The sequence below is a fragment of the Sorangium sp. So ce1335 genome, assembly GCF_051521615.1.
Taxonomy (GTDB): Bacteria; Myxococcota_A; Polyangia; order Polyangiales; family Polyangiaceae; genus Sorangium.
On record NZ_CP150363.1, the window covers coordinates 9,695,345 to 9,713,209 of the forward strand.

The window sequence follows — 17,865 nt, forward strand, 5'->3', positions numbered from 1 at the left end:
TTTGAACCACAGAGGCGCAGAGGGCACAGACGAAGAGAGAGAGAGAGAAGAGATTTGAACCACAGAGGCGCAGAGGGCACAGAGGAAGAGAGAGAGAGAGAAGAGATTTGAACCACAGAGACGCCGACACAGAGGAGAGAGATCAACATCTCTTTTCTTATCCCCTGTGCCCTCTGTGCCCTCTGTGCCCTCTGTGGTTCAAATCTCTCATGAATCAGGGGTGATCCGGAGCGACGCGGGACCTACAGGACCCGCAGGAACGCCGTGAGGTCGGCCTTCTCCTGCGCGGTCAGCCTGGTGCCGAGCACGAGGTTGAAGAACTCCACCGTGTCCTCCAGGGTGAGCAGGCGCCCGTCGTGCAGGTAGGGCGGGCTGTCCTTGATGCCGCGGAGCGGGAAGGTCTTGATCGGGCCGTCGGCGGTGGCCATCCGGCCGTTGATGAGCTCGGGCTTGAAGAAGCGCTCGGCCCGCAGGTTGTGCATCAGGTTGTCGGTGTAGTACGGCGGCGCGTGGCACGTCCCGCACCGGCCCTTGCCGTGGAAGACCTGCTCGCCGCGGAGCTCCTCCGGGGTGGCCTTCGCCGGGTCGAGGCGGCCGTCGATGGCGAGCTTCGGCGCCGGGGGGAAGTCGAGGATCTCCTGGAACTCGGACATCGAATGCACCTGATGGCCGCGATCCAGGATGTTGATCCCCTTCTTCACGGCGATGACGATGTCGCCGTCGAAATAGGCCGCTCGCTGCTCGAACTCGGTGAAGTCCTCGACGGTCTTGAGCGCGCGCTGCGAGCCGAAGAGGCGCTGGATGTTGACGCCGCGGAGCGTCGGCGTGTCGACCCGGTGCCGGAACTCCTGCGGCCGGGTGTCGCCCACGAGGTGGAACGCGTTGTTCGTGTGCCCGTTCGCGTGGCAATCGAAGCAGGCGACGCCGAGGCTCGCCCGCTCCGAGCGCCGGTCCGCCGTCGCGTTGAACTGCATCTGCGGGAACGGCGTGACGAGGAGCCGCAGCCCCTCGAGCTGCTTCGGCGTCAGGATGCCGTTGAAGAGCTCGTAGAAGTTGTCGATCGTGACGAGCTGCCCCTTCGAGACGTCGCCCAGATCAGGGCGCGTGGTGAGGTAGATCGGCGCCGGGAACTCGGAGATGAGGTGGTCCGGCAGGTCGAAGTCCAGATCGAAGCGCGTGAGATCGCGCGCCGTCTGCCGCTTCAGCTCGTCGATGTGAAACTTCGGGAAGACCATCCCCCCTTCCGGGTGGTTCGCGTGCGGCAGCGGCAGGAAGCCCCTCGGCCAGAGCCCCTGCTCCCGGATGGCGTCGGGCGCGAGCCCGGCCAGCGCCTCCCACGTCGTCCCCTTCGGGAGCTTCACCCGGACGCCGGCCTGAACGGGCTTCCCGCGCGACATCGTGACCCCGGGCGCTGGGCGGTTCGAGAGATCGTACCGCTCGTCGAGCAGGGCCTGATGGCGCTTCATCACCGCGGGCTTTTCCGCCTTCATCCGGGCGACCATCTCGGCGAACGGCTCCTTGTCCTCCACCGGCAGGTAGCTCGTGCGCGGTGTCTCTGGGCCGGGCGGGGGGTTCGCGTTCATGGACGCCCTCGGCCCCGCCGGCGCGACCGTCCCGGCCACCGCCGGCAGCGCCTCCCGCGGGCCGGTGGGCTCTTCAGGGCCAGGGCCCGGGGCCGAGGCGCAATGCACGAGGCCGAGCGAGAGCGCCGCGGTGCACGCGACAAGGCAAGACACATCCATCTTCTTCACAGGCATACAAGCGCTCCTTCCCGAGGAAACGGTCGATGCGGAACAACGAACGACCCCGCGCCCCGGCGCTCCGGCATGCGGCGCGCCTGCCCGGCACACGCACCACGCCGACTCGCCGGGCACACGGGCCAGGCACCGAGATCCGTCCAGAGGCGGCTCCCGTGCCAAGGTCGCGTCCGCCGTGCACGTCGTTCCGGACGAGGGGCGCAGCGCAGCGCCAGACGCAGAAACTGCTCTGTTCTCGCTCAACCTGGCAGATGCCGGCCGAGGACGCTCCGTTTCGGACACGGGGCCAGATGAGGCAATTTGCCACGCGTGTGGCGGCGACGCTCACGTGACGCGCCAGCGCGACGTGACGGCGGGTGACCGCGTCGCTCGGGAGGGCTACCCGTCTCTGCGTCCGCGCCGCGCCGGTTCGGCGCGGACGAAAGGATCCTTGACGTCGCGCACGTCGAAGAAGAACACCCGATCCCAGCAGGGTATCCGCTCTCGCTCCGAGAGATCGAGCACCTCGCCTCGGGAGAGGCTGCCGACGAGCTTCGCGCTCGACTGGCCCCGCAGGCTCCACCGGAACTCGTACGGGAGGAGGACGCTCGGATCGCCGAGCATGCCGCGCCGCGCGGTGAAGCTCCGCTGCGCGGCCTCGGAGAGGTCCTGCGCGTGGAGCAGGTTCGGGGCGACGATATAGGTCATCGCCAGGCCCTCCTCGAGGAGCACCCGGTTGATCAGCCGATCTCCCGAGATGACGTACCCGAGCACGCGCCCGTAGGCGTCGCACGGCTGCTCGTCCGTCTGGATCTCGACGTCGGCGCCCTCCGGGAGCAGCTCGGACAGCCGCGCCGCGGCCCGCTCGGCCCAGTAGCCCTGCGAGGCGCCGAGGAAGTGCGTCTCCGGCGTATCGATCGAGAGCATGCGGACAGCGTGGGTGACGCCCCGCTCGTCGCGGACGTGGAGCGTGTCCCCGTCGACCGTCCTCACCACCGTCGCGGGGAAGCGGGCGCCCGGCAGATCCGGCGCCCTGCGGAGCCTCCGCCTCCGGGAAACAAGGGATACGTAGCCGATGAACCTCCGGAATCCCGGAAGCAGTCCTGTCATCGCCCCCTCCTTGGATGGATGGACTCCTCAGAAACCGTCATTCGTCAGGGCGCTCGGACTCCGGTCCTGCGCAGGTGGCCTGTTCCATGACGCTATGGGGCGGCCCCGGCGCTGATGAAAGCGCTCGGCCGCCCTGACCCGCAGTGCGTGGGGTGGCCTGATGCGCCGGGCAGAGGAGAGAGAGGCAGAGAAAACCGCAACGAGAAAGGGCGCCCAGGCGTGATGGACATCGTTCAGGGGCTTGGCGCCCGCCCGCCTACCAGCGGATCGTGCCCCAGGCTGGCCGGTTCGCCTCCGAGGTGCTCGGCCTCGACCTCCTGCTCGACGGCCCCCGCCTCCGCTTCTTCGCGGGCAACGCGCCGCTCGAGGACGCCGAGGAGATGATCGCCCGCCTGGGCGGCATGCTCGATCAGGTCATCGCCCACCAGGAGGAGGCGCAGCGCGTGGCCGAGGAGCTGGCCGCCGAACTCGACAGGGAGCGGCGCCTCCGCGAGGAGGAGCAGCGCCTCCGCGAGGAGGAGCAGCGCCTCCGCGAAGGGGAGCAGCGCCTCCGCGAAGGGGAGCAGCGCCTCCGCGAGGAGGCCGAGCGGCAGCTCGCACAGGCGCGCGCGGAGCTCGAGCGGCTCAAGGCCCGCTGAGCGGAGCGCGGTGTCGACGCGCGGCGGTCGCGGAGCGCCGCGCGCGCCGACGCCACGCCCCGCTGAAGCCGACCGCTACGGTGCTCGTACACCCCGACGAGCGACCCCACGGGACCGAGGGGCTCGCGTGCGACGACGAGCGCCGCCCGGAGCCCGCCTCGCCGACTACTGCCCCTTCAGCTTCGCCGCCAGGAACCGCCGAACCTTCTCCCAGGCGTCGGCCGCGGCCTTCGTGTCGTACCGCTCCCCCGACGGGTTCGCGAAGGCGTGGTCGGCGTCGTACCGGAGCACCTCGTGCTCGACGCCTGCCTCGTGGAGCGCCTTGTCGAACTCGTTCACGACCTCGGGCGGGATGCCCTTGTCCTGATTGCCGAACACGCCGAGCACCGGCGCCTTGATCGCCTTGAGCTTCGCGGGGTCGGTGACGAGCCGGCCGTAGTAGATGACCGCGGCGTCGAGCTCGGGCTCGTTCATCGCGAGCTTGAGCGACCAGGCGCCGCCGAAGCACCACCCGATCGAGCCGGTGCGCGGGGCCGAGATGCGCGCGTCGGTCGTGAGGAAGCGATGCGCCGCGCGCACCGTCTCCATCCCCTTCGCCTCGTCGACCGCCTTCATCGCCGTCATCGCGTCGTCCGGCGTCGTCGCGACCTTGCCGCCGTACAGGTCGACGGCGAGCGCGGCGTAGCCGTCCTCGGCGAGGCGGTCGGTCCAGTGCTTGATGTGCTCGTTCAGGCCCCACCACTCGTGGATGACGACGACGGCCGGGATCGGCGGCTTCGCGTCCTTCGGCAGGCTCAGGTACGCCTGCGTCCCGGCCACCTCGACCGACTGGCCGCGCGCGGGCGGCGCCTTGTCCGACCGGAGCTGGTGCATGGCCTTGAAGTCCTCCTCCGAGAGAAGGCCGGTCGGGCTATCCGCGGCGCTGGACGGCGTCGGCGCGGGCGCCGGGGCGGCGGCGGGCGGCGGCTCGGCGGGCGGCGCGGGGGACGAGGCGGAGCAGGCGGCGGTCGCGACGGCCAGCGCGAGCGACGCTGCCAGGCGGAGGCGGGGGCGGAGCTTCATGGCGGCGCACCCTACCAGCTCGGGGCCGCGCGCCGGAAGCCTCGCCGCGGCGACGCGGCGCGCGCCTGTGCCGCGCTCACGTCGCGATGCGGAGGCCGAGCTGGCTGGACGCGAGGCCCCGCCGGACGGCGGACGCCAGGGTGTCCGGCGAGAACGGCTTCGCGACGAACGCGTGCGCGCCGAGCCGGAACGCGCGCTCCCGATCGCGCGCCGAGGACATCGCCGAGACGACGACGAGCGCGACGTCGCGGTGGTGGCGGCTCTGACGGATGAAGCGGATGAGCTCCAGCCCGTCGATGTCCGGCAGGTTGATGTCGATGATCACCGCGCCGTAAGCGCCCCGGTGCATCCGCCGGAGCGCCTCGAACCCGCTCGCCGTCTCGGCGATCTCCACCGCCGGCCCGAGCTCCTTCGCCCCCTCGAGCGCCGCCCGCATGTGCGCTCGCATGGCGGCGGAGTCGTCGATGAGGAGGATGCGGGTCATACGGGAATCCTGGCGGAGATCCTGGGAGGGCCTACTACAACAGAAACAGCGAAAGCAGAAGCGGATGCCAATTTTCCGGCAAGCCGGCACTGGAATACACTGTGGACGTTCTCGGTGTGCCGTGCCACGCGCCGACCTGCCCCGCACCACACCCCCTGCCCCGCGCCACACCCCCTGCCCCGCGCCACGCGCCGTCCTGCCCCGCGCCACGCTCGCCTGCCCCGTCCCGCCCCGCCTCTGCGCCTCCCCTTTTCCGCGCCTGCCGTGCGCGCGATCGACCCCCTGGAGATCCCGAACGAGCGATCGCGTCGCGCGCGTCGATTACGAGCCTTTGCCGACAGCCGCTCAGACAGACTCGAGCGCAGCCTTCTGATCGCTTGATCCATGGGTAAACCTGCCTAGGCAACCCCGCCTCCATCGCCCTGCGTGATCACATCGGTCCGGGCCGGGAATTCACCGAAACCCCCAGGAGACCCTTGTGCGCACGGGCGTACTGCACTTATTCGCCATCACTGCTGCGCGGATCGCGAGCGCGCCGCCCGCACGGTCCCGTGCCGGCTCGGCGTCCGCGGCGTCGACAGCTGGCGAGCGGCCGGGGGGGAGCCGGACGGTCAGACGCTCCGGCAGATCGACGGCGATGCGCCGCCGTGGCTCGGGGGCCGCGTGCGCATCTTCCGTGACAGGACGAGCGCCCTCGGGCGCGGGGCGCACGGCGTCGTGTCTCCTCGTCGCATCCGGCGCGATCAGCGCTCAGGGGGGGATGCGCGAAGGTTTGAACAACAACGGAAACGGCGGACCGCACCCGTCGGTGTGGACCGCAAGGAAGGTCTGAGAGCACCTCGACACCCAGAGCTCCTCGGCTGGGTCACCTGTGACCACGGCTGCGGCACGATGAACAAGCCCGCGCTCGCGTGCTGATTCTTGCTCGACGAGCACGTGCCGATCACCACGCTCGATGAGCGCGCCAGCACTCCGATCATCCCCTGGTCCGCGTCATCCATGCAGGAGCCACGATCCTGGCCGGTGAGCGCCGGCCGACGCTTGACAAGATAGATGAAATCAGGGCCGGGATCCGGCTCTGCGCCCACCGATCTGTCATGAACCGGAGCGGTCTCAGCACCGGGGGCACTTCGCTTTTTGTATCCCCGAGAATCAACGTATCCATTTGACAATGGAACCGCGCAACGGTATTCCCGTTGTCGGTCCGACGCACCACGACTGCGTGTGCCTCTGCGTGCCGCACGAAGCTTTCTTACGGAGGGCAGCTCATGTCCTTGAAGCACAGTCTCACCGTGGACGACGGGCGCGTTCGCCTGTGGTCGGGCGGCGTCGACGCTCGTGCCTCGCGGCGCATGGCAGGCGCGCTCGTTCCATCGATCCTCACCGCGTGCCAGGCCGATGTCGGGGACCGTCCTGAGGGCCCCGAGGGGCCGGCCTGTAACAAGCAATCGATGCCGTCTTGCTCCGCTGGGCTTGCGGCCGACCAGCTGACGATCCTGCGCCAGTGGATCATGGACGGGGCGCCGAGCCCCACCAACGCTCACTAGCAGGTCAGCGATCCATCCAAGGAGACTGTCTTATGAATACGAAGAAGGATATCGAGACTCGTGATCTGCTCCGCGGGGTCCTCGACCGGCGGCAGGCGCTCATCAAGCTCGGCGCGTTCGCCATCACCGCGCCCGGGATCATCTCGTGCGGAGACGAGGGGTCGGTCGGCTCGGAGACCGGAGGCGGCGGAGGCGCCGGCGGGTCCGGGGGCACGGGCGGGAGCGGCGCGAGCAGCACCAGCGCGAGCAGCACCAGCGCGAGCACGAGCGCGAGCACGAGCGCGAGCGCGAGCGCGGGCACCGGCGGCGAGGGCGGCGCAGGCGCGGGGGGCACCGACCCGGGCATGGGAGGCATGGGAGGCGGTGGCAGCGGCGACAGCATGATCGTGCCGCCGTTCGACGACGTGCCGATGTGCACGGCGTTCAACAAGACGGACGGCGCCGGTCAGGGCCCCTTCTTCATTCACGAGCTCGAAAAGAACGACGACATCTCCCTGTTCCGGCAGGACATCCGTGGTCGCTACAACGAGAGCGCAGCGCCGGGCGTGGAGATGAACCTCCACCTGCGCGTGCTCGACCTGAGCAAGCCCAACTGCGACGGCATGGGCGTGGGCCTGGCCGACGTGGACGTCTACATCTGGCACACGGACGGGCAGGGGTTCTACAGCGGCTTCGGAGCCAGGGGCACCGCCAACGAGCAGAACCCCGACTCGCCGTACGCGGGCAGGCCGAATCAGAACAACCTCGACACCACCGAGCGCTTCTGTCGCGGCGTGCAGACCACGGACGCGAACGGTATCGTCTCGTTCCGGAGCATCTTCCCGGGCTGGTACAACGGCCGCGACGTTCACATCCACTTCGTCTGCTTCAAGAAGGGGTCGATGTCGATGGGCCGCGTCAACTACCAGGGTGGATCCCACATCTTCACGACGCAGTTCTACTTCGATCCCGCCTTCACCGACTCCGTTCATACGAAGTACGAGCCGTACAAGGCGCGCACCACCGGCAGCCTGGCGACGGCGTACGCAGGCGCCATCAAGGCCGACGAGCGGGGCAACAGCGGCCTTCGTGCCAAGGCATGGATGGAGGGAGACATCGTGATCGCCCAGATGCAGATCGCGGTGAACCCGACCTAGAGCGCTCCGCGGTTGTTCTCGACGAGAACAAGACCGATGGCCCCCGCGCCTGGGCGCTCCCGCCCGATGCGGTGCGCGCGCTGCGAGCCTGGCGTGAGACCTCTCCAGTCACCATCAGGCTCGCCGTTGGCCGCGCGGACGTGGATCTCCGCTCGGACCGGGCATAGCTCGTTGAGCTCATCCCCGAACGCTCTTCCGCACGAGGGACGTCCTTGAACACGGGACGCCGATCCCCACCAGCGCTCCCTAGCAGGTCACCGACCCACCCGAGGAGACTGTCGTATGCGTGCCAAGAAAGATACCGTGACTCGTGAGCTGCGTGGTGAGGTCGTCGACCGGTGGCAGGGCCTCCTCAGGCTCGGAGCGCTCGCCATCTCCGCGCCCGTGATCGTGTCGCGCGACGAGGGGCCCTGGGGCCGAGCCACCGGCGGCCGAGTCGCCGGCACGGGCGGTGCGCCCTCCAGCGACGCGAGCACCAGCAGCGCGCGCACCGGGGGCGGCGGCGCGGACGGCGTTGGCGGCGCGGGCGGCGCCGGCGCGGGGGGCGCCGGCGTCGGCGGCGCGGGCGGCGCGGGCGGCGCGGGCGGCGCGGGCGTCGGCGGCTCGGGGGCTTGGTGTGCCGACGCGATAGACCCCTCGATCTTCGAGGAGGGCGCGAGCTGCGACCTGACCACCACCGACGTCGAGGCGCCGTTCTTCATCGACGACAGCGAGATCCCGAACGACATCAACCTGTTCCGCAGCGATCTCCGCGACGGTCGCCCCGGCTGCGAGTTCCGGCTCTATCTCCGCCTGCTCGACGGCCGGAACCACCACGAGCCGATCCCCGACGCGGAGGTGTACATCTGGCACTGCGACGCGGACGGCCGCTACAGCGGCTTCAACGAGCAGGATCCTTCCACGCCGTACACGAGGGCGCTCGCGCGCACGCCGGAGAGCCTCGAGCGCTTCTGCCGCGGCGTCCAGCTCACCGACAGGAACGGGATCGTGGGCTTCACGTCCGTCTGGCCCGGGTGGTACGCGGGGCGCCCCGTCCACGTCCACCTTGTCGCTCGCATCAACGGCGAGACGACCCGGCTGATCACCACGGAGCTCTACTTCGATGCCGAGTTCAGCCGGCGGGTGTACCAGTCGGAGGCGGCGTACAGGGCTCGCGCGACGAACATCCCGACGTCCAGCCTGAACCCGCCGCAGGGCAGCCCGGCCATGCCGAAGATGAAGCACACCCCCGGGCTCGTCACCGGTATTCTCGACATCGTGGTTGGCAACCGCGCCTGAGCGGGCGGGCCTGCCGGCGGTGCACGGGGCCGTGCGCCACCACCCCCCGAGGCCGACCCGGGCTCTCCATCGCTCTGCCCAGGAAGCACCGGGCCGGCCTGCCGAAGATCGCGTGACATCCTGGAAACAAGGCAACCCTCCTGTTCGCCGCACCGCGCGCGGCGACGCGGGGTGCCGCGCGGGGCGGACAATCCGCCTCCGGCACGCCAGACTGCGGTAGGGAGGGTCGATGAGCGACACGGATCGGCTGGAGCCGGCGAGCATGGCGCGCGCGTTCCGCGAGGCGCGGCGCCGCGGGATGGATGTGGAGCCTGCGGTCCTGTTCCACGACCTCGGGCGCATGCGGGCGCGCATCGGGCGGATCAGCGCGGCGTTCCCGCCGGGCGCCCTCCACGCCGTCGCGATCAAGGCGAATCCGCTCGTGGAGGTCCTCCGCGCGGCGGTCGACTGCGGCGCGGGGCTCGAAGCGGCGTCGCTCGAGGAGGTGAAGCTCGCGGCGGCAGCCGGGTGCCCTGCCGGACGCATCGTCTACGACTCCCCCGCGAAGACGCGTGACGACATCGCGGAGGCCCTCCGCCTGGGCGTGCGGATCAACGCCGACAACCTCGACGAGCTCGAGCGCATCGACGGGCTCGTACGGGGCGAGGAGGCGGGCGGCCGCATCGGGTTGCGGATCAACCCTCAGGTCGGCGCTTCGCGCATCGCCCTCACCAGCGTCGCGGATCGGCGCTCCAGGTTCGGGGTCCCGCTCGAGCAGGCCGACGCCGTGCGCGCCGCCTTCGCGCGGTACCGGTGGCTCGCCGGCCTGCACGTGCACGTCGGCTCGCAGGGGTGCGCGCTCTCGCAGCTCGTCGACGGGATCCGCCGCGTCGAGGCGCTGCGCCAGGAGATCCGCCGCGCGCTGGGGCCGGGCGCCGCCGGCACGATGGATATCGGCGGCGGGCTGCCGGTCGCATACCGGAGCACCGACCGGCCGCCGCTGCTCGAGGACTACGCGGCCGCGCTGCGCCGCGAGGTGCCGACGCTGTTCGAGGAGGGGAGCGCGCTCATCACCGAGCTCGGGCGCTGGGTCCAGGCGGGCTGCGGCTTCGCCGTCTCGCGCGTGGAGTACGTGAAGAAGGACTCGGCCGGGCGCACCGCGATCCTGCACCTCGGGGCCGACTTCTTGCTGCGCCGCGCCTATCACCCGGACGACTGGCACCACGACTTCGTGGCGCTCGATCCGGGCGCCGCGCCGAAGGAGGGGCCGCTCTCGCCGTGCACCCTCGGCGGCCCGCTGTGCTTCGGCGGCGACGTGCTGGCGCGCGACCTCCCGCTGCCGGACCTGTCGCCCGGGGATCTCGTGCTGATCCGCGACACCGGGGCTTACACGCTGAGCATGTGGTCCCGCCACTGCAGCCGCGGCATCCCCGCGGTGCTCGGGGTCGACGGCGGCGACGTCCGCGTCCTGCGAGAGCGGGAGCGGCCCGAGGACGTGGTGGCGTTCTGGAGCCGCGGCCGCGGCCAGCCATGAGGCCGCTGCGGGGCGTTCACGCGGCTGTTTCCGCGAGAGCCCAGCATGTGAGAGCGTGGAACGACGAGCGCAGCGGAGCGGAGGAGCAGCGATGAGGTCGACGGGAGCATCCGGGGTCCTGGGGCGGAGCGCGCGGGCGTGGCGGGCGACGCTGGTCGGCGCCGCGCTGTTCGTGCCGCCGGTCGCCGCCGCGGGCTGCGGCGACGACGGCGCGAGCCCCATCGAGGGGACCGGGGGGAGCGGCGGAATCGCCGGCACCGGCTCGGGCGCCACCGGCACGGGCACCGGCGGACAGGGTGGCTCAGGCGGCTCAGGCGGCGCGGGCGGCGCGGGCGGCGACGGCGGCAGCGACACCGTGAGCGTGCAGATCCTCGCCTTCAACGACTTCCACGGCAATCTGGAGCCCCCGGCCGGCAGCAGCGGCAGGATCATCCTGCCCGACGCGACGCAGGTGGACGCGGGCGGCGTTGCGCACTTCGCGTCGCGCGTCGCCGCGCTCCGCGCCACGAACCCGAACACCGTGGTGGTCTCGGCCGGAGATCTCATCGGCGCGAGCCCGCTCGTGTCGGCGCTCTTCCACGACGAGCCCACGATCGAGGCCATGAACCTCCTCGGCCTCGACATCAACGGCGTCGGAAACCACGAGTTCGACAAGGGCACCGCGGAGCTGCTCCGCATGCAGTACGGCGGGTGCAGCCCGGTCGACGGCTGCGCGGACGGCACCTTCTTCGCGGGCGCGAGCTTCCAGTTCCTCGCCGCCAACGTCGTCGTGGACACGACGAGCGGCAGGACGCTCTTCCCGCGCTACGACGTCCGCGAGTTCGACGGCGTGAAGATCGCCTTCATCGGCATGACGCTCGAGGACACGCCGTCCATCGTGACGCCCATCGGCGTCGCGGGGCTGTCGTTCATGGACGAGGTCGACACGGTGAACGACATCGTCCCGGAGCTCCAGGCGCAGGGCATCGAGGCGATCGTGGTGGTGCTCCACGAGGGAGGGCTCCCCACCGGCCACTACAACGAGTGCCCGGGCCTCTCCGGCCCCCTCGTCGAGATCGCCACGAACGTCGACCCCGCCGTGGACGTCATCGTCAGCGGGCACACGCACCAGGCGTACAACTGCATCCTCGGCGAGACGATCGTGACGAGCGCGGCGTCGTTCGGCCGGCTCGTCACCGACATCGATCTGGAGATCAGCCGGAGCACGGGCGAGGTGACGGCGAAGACGGCGAACAACGTCATCGTGACGCGCGAGGACCCCCACGACGCGGTGGATGCCCTGGTGACGCGCTACAGGGACCTCGCGGCGCCGCTGGCCGGCGTGCAGATCGGCACGATCACCGCGACGCTCGATCGCGCGGTCCCGCCCACGGGCTCGGGTCTGTTCACGCTGGGCGCCGTCATCGCCGACAGCCAGCTCGCCGCGACGCGCGACGCGCGCACCGGCGGGGCCGACGTGGCGTTCATGAACCCGGGCGGCGTCCGCGCCGACCTGGCCTATGCGGCCTCGGCGACCGAGCCCCTGGATGGGGTGGTGACGTACGGCGAGGCGTTCTCGGTGCAGCCGTTCGGCAACAGCCTTGTCGTGATGACGTTGACGGGAGCGCAGATCGACACGCTGCTGGAGCAGCAGTTCCGGGTCGACGCGATGGGCGCGCCGCGGAGCGTGATCCTCCAGGTCTCGGACGGCTTCACCTACACCTACAGCCAGAGCGCGCCCGTCGGCTCGAAGGTCGACATCGCGTCGATCCGGATGAGCGGCGTCCCGATCGAGCCGGCGCGCACGTACCGCGTGACGGTGAACAGCTTCCTGGCGTCAGGCGGCGACGGCTTCACCGTGCTCAACGACGGCGCCGATCGCCTCGGCGGCGCGCTCGATCTCGACGCCCTCCGGGACTACTTCGCGGCGAGCTCGCCCGTCTCCCCTCCCCCGCTCGACCGGATCACGGCCGTGCCCTGAGCGGCGCACGGCCGCGCCGGGGAGCGCGACGCGCATCGACGTACGCGGCGCGAGGAGAAGAGAATTTGAACCACAGAGGCACAGAGGGCACAGAGGAAGAGAGACAGAGAGAGAAGAGTATATAAATCAGTACTCTTTTCTCTCTCTTCCTCTGTGCCTCTGTGCCCTCTGTGGTTTTCTCTTCTCTCTATTTCTGGTCGCTCACCGCTTCACCACGCTACGGCCGCGGAGGCCACGCCATCCGCTGCTCCGTCGCGAGCGCGGGCGAGCGGTGAATGGCGGGAGATGGCGCGAACGACGCGGCCGCGGGGCCGGCCTCGGCCGCGGCGCTCCTGGGCCACCAGTCCATGCTGAGGTGGATGTGGTGGTGGTGATACGGCCAACCCGAGCCGTACGCCATCCGGTCCGAGAAGCTCGCGAGCTCGGCGTCGGTGATCCGCCGCGGATCCCGGGCCGGCAGCGCGTTCAGCCTCGCCGCGGTCTTCGAGAGGAACGGCGCGATGATCTTGTCCACGCCGATGACGCGCGTGCGGGGCGAGCGGAACAGCCTGGCCATGAAGAACGCCTGGCGCTCGAGATCGACGATGTGGTTCCGCTTCGCCGCCGAGGAACAGTACCCGTCCTCGTGCTTCGAGCCGTCTCCGCAGATGATCACGCCGTCGTTCGAGCCGTCCGTCTGGAAATATGCGATGTCGATGTTGCCGCCCTGATCGTGCGTCGACGCGGGGTGCCGCGGGTCGCCGATGTCGTAGCCGGGCGTCACGCCGTCGATCTGGCAGACGTCGATCAGCGAGAGCGGCGTCGTGCCAGGGAACGCCCGCAGCGTCGCCGCGAGCGCGTCGCGGACGAGCATGATGAGCTCGCGCCGCGCAAAGCGGTAGTTGCTGAAGGTCTCCCAGACATAACCGCCGCCGACCACCGAATCGGCCGGGTCGGGGAACGGGAACGGCAAGAGCCCGCTGCCGCCCTCGCCGAAGCCGGCGCACTCGTCGAAGGAGAAGCCGGCGCCCACGCAGCTCGAGCCGTCGACGTAAGGATACGAGGTCACGCTCAGCCGGTAGGCGTTCTGCCCGCCCTCGTGGCCGACGACCCGCACGAGATACTCGGCCCCGCCGCGCTCGGAGTAGAACCCGTACGCCTCGGTGTTCGTCTCCTGATCGCGGTACGAGTACGGGTACTGCGCGCCGTAGCGCGAGCCGACGAGGCGGCCCTCGGCGTCATAGGCCACCAGATCGATGTCCCCGGCGGCGTGGCGGAGCTCGATGCCCACGCGGACGATCGTCCCCTCCGGCACGACGATCCTGAACCAGTCCTCGTCCCCGTCGCACAGGGTGAGCTCCTCCGTGACGCCCGCGGGCGCGCTCACCGAGGCGCCAGGATCATCGTTGGGCTCGAGCGGGTCGCCCTCGGCCTCGCACGCGAACGCCTCGTTGCGGCACACGCCGTCGTCGCACGCCTCGCCCTCAGGACACCACCCGGAGGGGACGTCCGGCGAGCACGCGACCTCGTCCGACACGCACATCTCCCCGAGGCAGGTCGTGCCGTGCGGGCAGGTCGCGGCGGCGTCGCAGCCGGCGTAGCAGGCGGGCCCGCTCGCGCCGTCGACGAGGTGGCACACGTAACCAGGCCGGCAGTCGAGATCGCTGCCGCAGGTGTTCATGCACACGGACGCGCCGTCCGCGCCCGCGGGGAAGCAGCCCGCCTCCGGGCCGCACTGGTCGTCGCTGTCGCAGTCGAACGCGAGGCAATAGCCGTCGACCCAGCCGTTCGGCTCCGTCGCGCTCGCGTCGGTGTGGCAGGTCGCGCCGGGCAGCGAGCAGTCCTCCGCCGCGTCGCAGGCCGCGCCGATGTCCCCGGCGCCCACCGTGTCCTCCGCGCACGCCACGCCGCACGCCGGGTTGCACCCGCCGCCGCGCCGCGGAGAGCACAGGCCATGACGGCTCTCCACGCCCTCGCAGGTCGCGGGATCGTAGACGGGATAACACACCCCCGTGTCCGTCAGGATATCCGTGTTGAAGCAGCGAGATCCGGGCGCACAGCCCTCCTCGCTGTTCGGCGCCGCACACGGCCCCTCCGCGCGCTGCATGCAGATGCCGAGCATGCAGAGGGCCCCCTCGCCGTCGCAGTCCGCATCGCAGCTGCAGCTCGCCCCGAGCGGCTTGACCTTCGGGCCCGCCCCGCCGCTGAGCATGGTGCTGTCGACCGGGATCCCCGCCATCCCTGGGCCCTCATCACACCCTTCCAGAGGGCCCATGAGCGCCGGCACAAACACGAAGAGCCATCGCCATCGTCGATCCATGTCACCTTGCCTGTCGAGGGGTGCGAGACCGCACGCAGCGAGCGTTCTAGTCACAGGCGACGTGCGATTGGCGATCGAAAAAGGAACAGAGGGTCACGCAGGCCACCCCGCGCGATCATATTTCCACCTTCTCAACCACGTTTGCTCCACACGCCCTGTAGGGGCGCCCACCCGGCGAGTGATTGGCCCTCGCCCACCGCGATGAACTCGCTGTCATCGCGCGGTCGTGTGTGAAGGGAGCTCGCCTGTGAAAGCGAATCGGGGGAACCGCGCGCGGGGTGAGGAAGAGCGCGCGGGAGGGAGGCGCGCGCGGCCCCTACTCGTACTTCTGGCTGACGCGGAACGAGCCGAGCGAGCGCACGCCCGTCGCGTGCTGCTGGAGCAGCGCGAGCGCCTCCTGGAAGGCAGGCTCCCTGGTGCTGCCCTCGCACTCGACGAGGAAGAGGTACTCCTCCGGGCTGTCCGGCAGCGCGCGCGAGACGATGCGCGTGAGGTTGATATGGTGTCTGCCGAGCGCGGACAGCGCCGCGACAAGGGCGCCCGGGCGGTGGTCCAGCCCGAACAGGAGCAGCGTCCGGCCGCCCGACGGCGGCGGCTCCTCGGTCCTGCCGACGATGAAGAAGCGCGTGATGTTCTCGCCCTTCACCCCGAGCTTCGGCACGAGGACCTCGAGCTTGTAGATCGCCGCCGCGCCCTTGTTGCCGATCGCCCACGCCTCGCCGTCCTGCGCCGCGCGCTCGACGGCCTCGGCGGTGCTCTCCGCCTCGAGGATCTGCGCGCCAGGGTAGTTCGCGCGAAGCCAGTCGCCGCAGTGCTTGAGCGGGACGAAGTGCGAATAGATGCGCTTCGGCGTCACGCCCTTCCTGCCGAGGAGCGACAGCGTGACGTGGAGCGAGAGCTCCTCGCACACGACAAGCGCGGCGCCCGTGCCCTCGCGGCGGATGAGCTGGTCCACGGTGTCGTAGATCGGGCCGCCCACCGCGTTCTCGATCGGCACGACGCCGTAGGCCGCCGCGCCGCCGGCCACGGCGTCGAACACCTCCGAGATGGTGCGCCGTGGCGCGAGCTCCGCGCTCTGCCCGAACCGCCGGGACGCGACCTCGTGGCTGAACGTCCCGGGCCGCCCGAAGTAGGCGACCTGCTGGCGCGGCGCGACGGGCCCCTCCGCGCCGCCTGCTGCCGCGGACTCCCCCGCGCCGCCTGCTGCCGCGGACTCCCCCGCGCCGCCTGCTGCCGCGGACTCCCCCGCGCCGCCTGCTGCCGCGGACTCCCCCGCGCCGCCTGCTGCCGCGGACTCCCCCGCGCCGCTCTGAGATGACGTGTGCATCGAGCGCCGCCTGTCTACCGACGCGATGCCCTGGCGTCCAGCGAGGAAAGCGGCCGCATCCGCGCCAGCGCGCCCGGCCCCGGAGCGCCGCGCACGGGCCCGCGCGAGGCGCCCGCGACCTCGACTGGAACCGGACCGAACAGGACCGGACCCGACGGGGAACGATCGTTACATCGCCAGCACCATCGTCAAACGGCGCATTCTCCCACGATTCAGCCTTCAAGCGCGTAAAACGCGCCGACAGGGATGCCGCCAGCAGCACCCACCTTTGCCTACATCATCTCACTCAAAACGCGAAATTCTGCCTGGGATCGCTTCGGCCACGTTTTGCAAGTTTCGTTTCTTGTGATAACGATCGTTACGCGATGCCGGGCACGGGGCATGGGAGCGACGGTGCACAGCCGCCGAACGACAGGGAAAAGGCTTTTTGGCGGATCTTCAACAAGAAAACGATCGTGCTCGTGCGTCGCTGGTTGCGCCTGCTGGGGGTGCCGCGCCGGGATCGCCGGGACGTCGCTCAGAACGTGATGCTCGCGGCGCACGAGAGCTTCGGGAACTACGACCCGGCGCGGGGGCCGCCTGACCGCTGGCTGAACAGGATCGCGGTCCACACGGCGTCCCACTACGCGGAGCGCGCGCGGCGCCGGGTGGAAGAGCCGCTGCCGGACGACTTCGACGCGGAGCTCGAGGAGCCATCAGCAGAGGAGCAGATGATCTCGGAGTGCGATCGTCTGCTCGCGCTCTCTGTCCTGCGGGAGATCGACGGCGAGCTCGGCGCGGTCCTCATGGCCCACGACATCGAGGGCATCCCGATGGCCGACTTCGCGAGCCAGTCGGGAATCCCGCTCTCGACGGCCTACAAGCGGCGGACGCGGGCGCTCAGCGCCTTTCAGCTCCTCGTCGCGCAGCGGATCGCGTCGATGGACGGGACCGAGGTCCGGAACGGCGCCCGGACGGCGCCGAGCGCGGCGCCGCTCCTCCTGCTGTCCGCGCGCCCGTGAGCGCCCCGCGGATCACCGCCCGGGGCGCCGGCTGGACGACGAGGGCGGCCCGCCCCGCGACCCGCGCTCGTCCGGCCGCGGGCGGGAGCGCGGCCGCCCGCGGTCCGGATCATCGTTGATGAGCGCGAGGATGGCCTGCTTCTTCGGCGAGTCGTCCGGCTCGATCAGCAGGAAGAGGAGCGCCTCCTGGAGCGCCTCGGGCGCGCGATCGAAGCGATCGGCGACGACCGCGGAGACCGGGCTCCTCCCGTCGCCGGGGAGGAGGAGTCGAGCATCGCAGTTGAGCCCCTGGGCGATGAGCGCCAGCGCGCCGAGCCCGAGGTCGCGCTCGCCGCGCTCGACCTGCCGGAGGTACGTCGCGGAGAGGCGCGCCTTCTCGGCGAATTCGGCGTAGCTGAGCCCGTGCAGCAGCCGGAGCACGCGAATGGCCCGACCGACCTCCTTGGGAAGCGTATCGCCCATGACCGGCGCAGCCTATCAACTCCCGCCGCGGCCAGAAAAGGACGATCGCACCTCGCTCTCGACGTCGCGCGGCGCCGCGCAGGCGCGCGCGCACACCGGCGCGCGTTACTTACTATAACTGATTCAGCTCCTCCACGAGCGCCCGGGAGTGCGAGTTCTCGGTTGCGCCGGGTTGCGTCGGGTTCCGGCGGCTTGCGTCGGGTTGCGTCGGGTTGCGTCTGGTTGCGTCTGGTTGCGTCTGCGCCGCGTTCAGTTTGCACCCTTGCAACAGCGCAACGCTTTTGTCATTCCTGGCGAGTCATGAACCAGGAC

At 70.5% G+C, this 17,865-nt stretch carries 14 protein-coding genes; 7 read left to right on the forward strand and 7 right to left on the reverse strand.

The window, feature by feature from the left end:
- Positions 1-242: 242 nt before the first annotated feature.
- The gene (locus WMF24_RS36120; protein ID WP_437738895.1) at positions 243-1,583 is read right to left on the reverse strand and encodes a cytochrome B6; all 1,341 of its coding nucleotides are present in this window, start codon (positions 1,581-1,583) and stop codon (positions 243-245) included.
- A gap of 552 nt (positions 1,584-2,135) precedes the next feature.
- Positions 2,136-2,846, reverse strand: coding sequence for a thermonuclease family protein (locus WMF24_RS36125; RefSeq protein WP_437731999.1), 711 nt, complete (start codon positions 2,844-2,846; stop codon positions 2,136-2,138).
- 269 nt (positions 2,847-3,115) lie between these two features.
- Between WMF24_RS36125 and WMF24_RS36130 the strand changes: the two genes are divergently transcribed.
- Positions 3,116-3,484 carry a hypothetical protein gene (locus tag WMF24_RS36130; RefSeq protein WP_437732000.1) on the forward strand — a complete coding sequence of 123 codons (369 nt, stop codon included), beginning with the start codon at positions 3,116-3,118 and terminating at the stop codon, positions 3,482-3,484.
- A 165-nt stretch (positions 3,485-3,649) separates the two neighbouring features.
- Here WMF24_RS36130 and WMF24_RS36135 read toward each other — a convergent pair whose 3' ends face one another.
- Positions 3,650-4,546: a dienelactone hydrolase family protein gene (locus tag WMF24_RS36135; protein ID WP_437732001.1), complete on the reverse strand. Its 897-nt coding sequence runs from the start codon at positions 4,544-4,546 to the stop codon at positions 3,650-3,652.
- A gap of 76 nt (positions 4,547-4,622) precedes the next feature.
- Entirely contained in the window at positions 4,623-5,030 is a 408-nt protein-coding gene (locus tag WMF24_RS36140) for a response regulator (RefSeq protein ID WP_437732002.1), read from the reverse strand.
- 1,268 nt (positions 5,031-6,298) lie between these two features.
- Between WMF24_RS36140 and WMF24_RS36145 the strand changes: the two genes are divergently transcribed.
- The 5 genes from WMF24_RS36145 (at position 6,299) to WMF24_RS36165 (ending at position 12,464) form a co-directional block, all read left to right on the forward strand.
- Positions 6,299-6,577: a hypothetical protein gene (locus tag WMF24_RS36145; RefSeq protein WP_437732003.1), complete on the forward strand. Its 279-nt coding sequence runs from the start codon at positions 6,299-6,301 to the stop codon at positions 6,575-6,577.
- 32 nt (positions 6,578-6,609) lie between these two features.
- Positions 6,610-7,713 carry a hypothetical protein gene (locus WMF24_RS36150; RefSeq protein WP_437732004.1) on the forward strand — a complete coding sequence of 368 codons (1,104 nt, stop codon included), beginning with the start codon at positions 6,610-6,612 and terminating at the stop codon, positions 7,711-7,713.
- A gap of 303 nt (positions 7,714-8,016) precedes the next feature.
- Entirely contained in the window at positions 8,017-8,991 is a 975-nt protein-coding gene (locus tag WMF24_RS36155; protein ID WP_437732005.1) for a protocatechuate 3,4-dioxygenase, read from the forward strand.
- Positions 8,992-9,220: 229 nt separating this feature from the next.
- Complete coding sequence (locus WMF24_RS36160; RefSeq protein ID WP_437732006.1) at positions 9,221-10,504, forward strand: diaminopimelate decarboxylase; 1,284 nt, start codon at positions 9,221-9,223, stop codon at positions 10,502-10,504.
- A 91-nt stretch (positions 10,505-10,595) separates the two neighbouring features.
- Positions 10,596-12,464, forward strand: a complete 1,869-nt coding sequence (locus WMF24_RS36165) for a bifunctional metallophosphatase/5'-nucleotidase (protein WP_437732007.1) — start codon at positions 10,596-10,598, stop codon at positions 12,462-12,464.
- A gap of 217 nt (positions 12,465-12,681) precedes the next feature.
- Here WMF24_RS36165 and WMF24_RS36170 read toward each other — a convergent pair whose 3' ends face one another.
- Together WMF24_RS36170 and WMF24_RS36175 are read right to left on the reverse strand one after the other, a co-directional pair.
- The gene (locus WMF24_RS36170; protein WP_437732008.1) at positions 12,682-14,682 is read right to left on the reverse strand and encodes a hypothetical protein; all 2,001 of its coding nucleotides are present in this window, start codon (positions 14,680-14,682) and stop codon (positions 12,682-12,684) included.
- Between the two features lie 397 nt (positions 14,683-15,079).
- Positions 15,080-16,090, reverse strand: a complete 1,011-nt coding sequence (locus WMF24_RS36175; RefSeq protein ID WP_437732009.1) for a prephenate dehydratase — start codon at positions 16,088-16,090, stop codon at positions 15,080-15,082.
- Positions 16,091-16,551: 461 nt separating this feature from the next.
- Between WMF24_RS36175 and WMF24_RS36180 the strand changes: the two genes are divergently transcribed.
- The gene (locus WMF24_RS36180) at positions 16,552-17,091 is read left to right on the forward strand and encodes an RNA polymerase sigma factor (RefSeq protein WP_437732010.1); all 540 of its coding nucleotides are present in this window, start codon (positions 16,552-16,554) and stop codon (positions 17,089-17,091) included.
- A 12-nt stretch (positions 17,092-17,103) separates the two neighbouring features.
- On the opposite strand, the gene WMF24_RS36185 is transcribed toward WMF24_RS36180, so the two are convergent.
- On the reverse strand, positions 17,104-17,553 hold the full coding sequence (locus WMF24_RS36185) for a helix-turn-helix domain-containing protein (RefSeq protein WP_437732011.1): 450 nt from the start codon (positions 17,551-17,553) through the stop codon (positions 17,104-17,106).
- Between the last annotated feature and the right edge of the window lie 312 nt (positions 17,554-17,865).

What these genes read in the sequence shown, in the direction of transcription:
- WMF24_RS36165 (WP_437732007.1), top strand. Translation starts at nt 10,596, where the DNA reads ATGAGGTCGACGGGAGCATCCGGGGTCCTGGGGCGGAGCGCGCGGGCG.
- WMF24_RS36160 (WP_437732006.1), top strand. Translation starts at nt 9,221, where the DNA reads ATGAGCGACACGGATCGGCTGGAGCCGGCGAGCATGGCGCGCGCGTTC.
- WMF24_RS36125 (WP_437731999.1), bottom strand. Translation starts at nt 2,846, where the DNA reads ATGACAGGACTGCTTCCGGGATTCCGGAGGTTCATCGGCTACGTATCC.
- WMF24_RS36185 (WP_437732011.1), bottom strand. Translation starts at nt 17,553, where the DNA reads ATGGGCGATACGCTTCCCAAGGAGGTCGGTCGGGCCATTCGCGTGCTC.
- WMF24_RS36145 (WP_437732003.1), top strand. Translation starts at nt 6,299, where the DNA reads ATGTCCTTGAAGCACAGTCTCACCGTGGACGACGGGCGCGTTCGCCTG.
- WMF24_RS36175 (WP_437732009.1), bottom strand. Translation starts at nt 16,090, where the DNA reads ATGCACACGTCATCTCAGAGCGGCGCGGGGGAGTCCGCGGCAGCAGGC.
- WMF24_RS36150 (WP_437732004.1), top strand. Translation starts at nt 6,610, where the DNA reads ATGAATACGAAGAAGGATATCGAGACTCGTGATCTGCTCCGCGGGGTC.
- WMF24_RS36135 (WP_437732001.1), bottom strand. Translation starts at nt 4,546, where the DNA reads ATGAAGCTCCGCCCCCGCCTCCGCCTGGCAGCGTCGCTCGCGCTGGCC.
- WMF24_RS36120 (WP_437738895.1), bottom strand. Translation starts at nt 1,583, where the DNA reads ATGAACGCGAACCCCCCGCCCGGCCCAGAGACACCGCGCACGAGCTAC.
- WMF24_RS36140 (WP_437732002.1), bottom strand. Translation starts at nt 5,030, where the DNA reads ATGACCCGCATCCTCCTCATCGACGACTCCGCCGCCATGCGAGCGCAC.
- WMF24_RS36170 (WP_437732008.1), bottom strand. Translation starts at nt 14,682, where the DNA reads ATGGCGGGGATCCCGGTCGACAGCACCATGCTCAGCGGCGGGGCGGGC.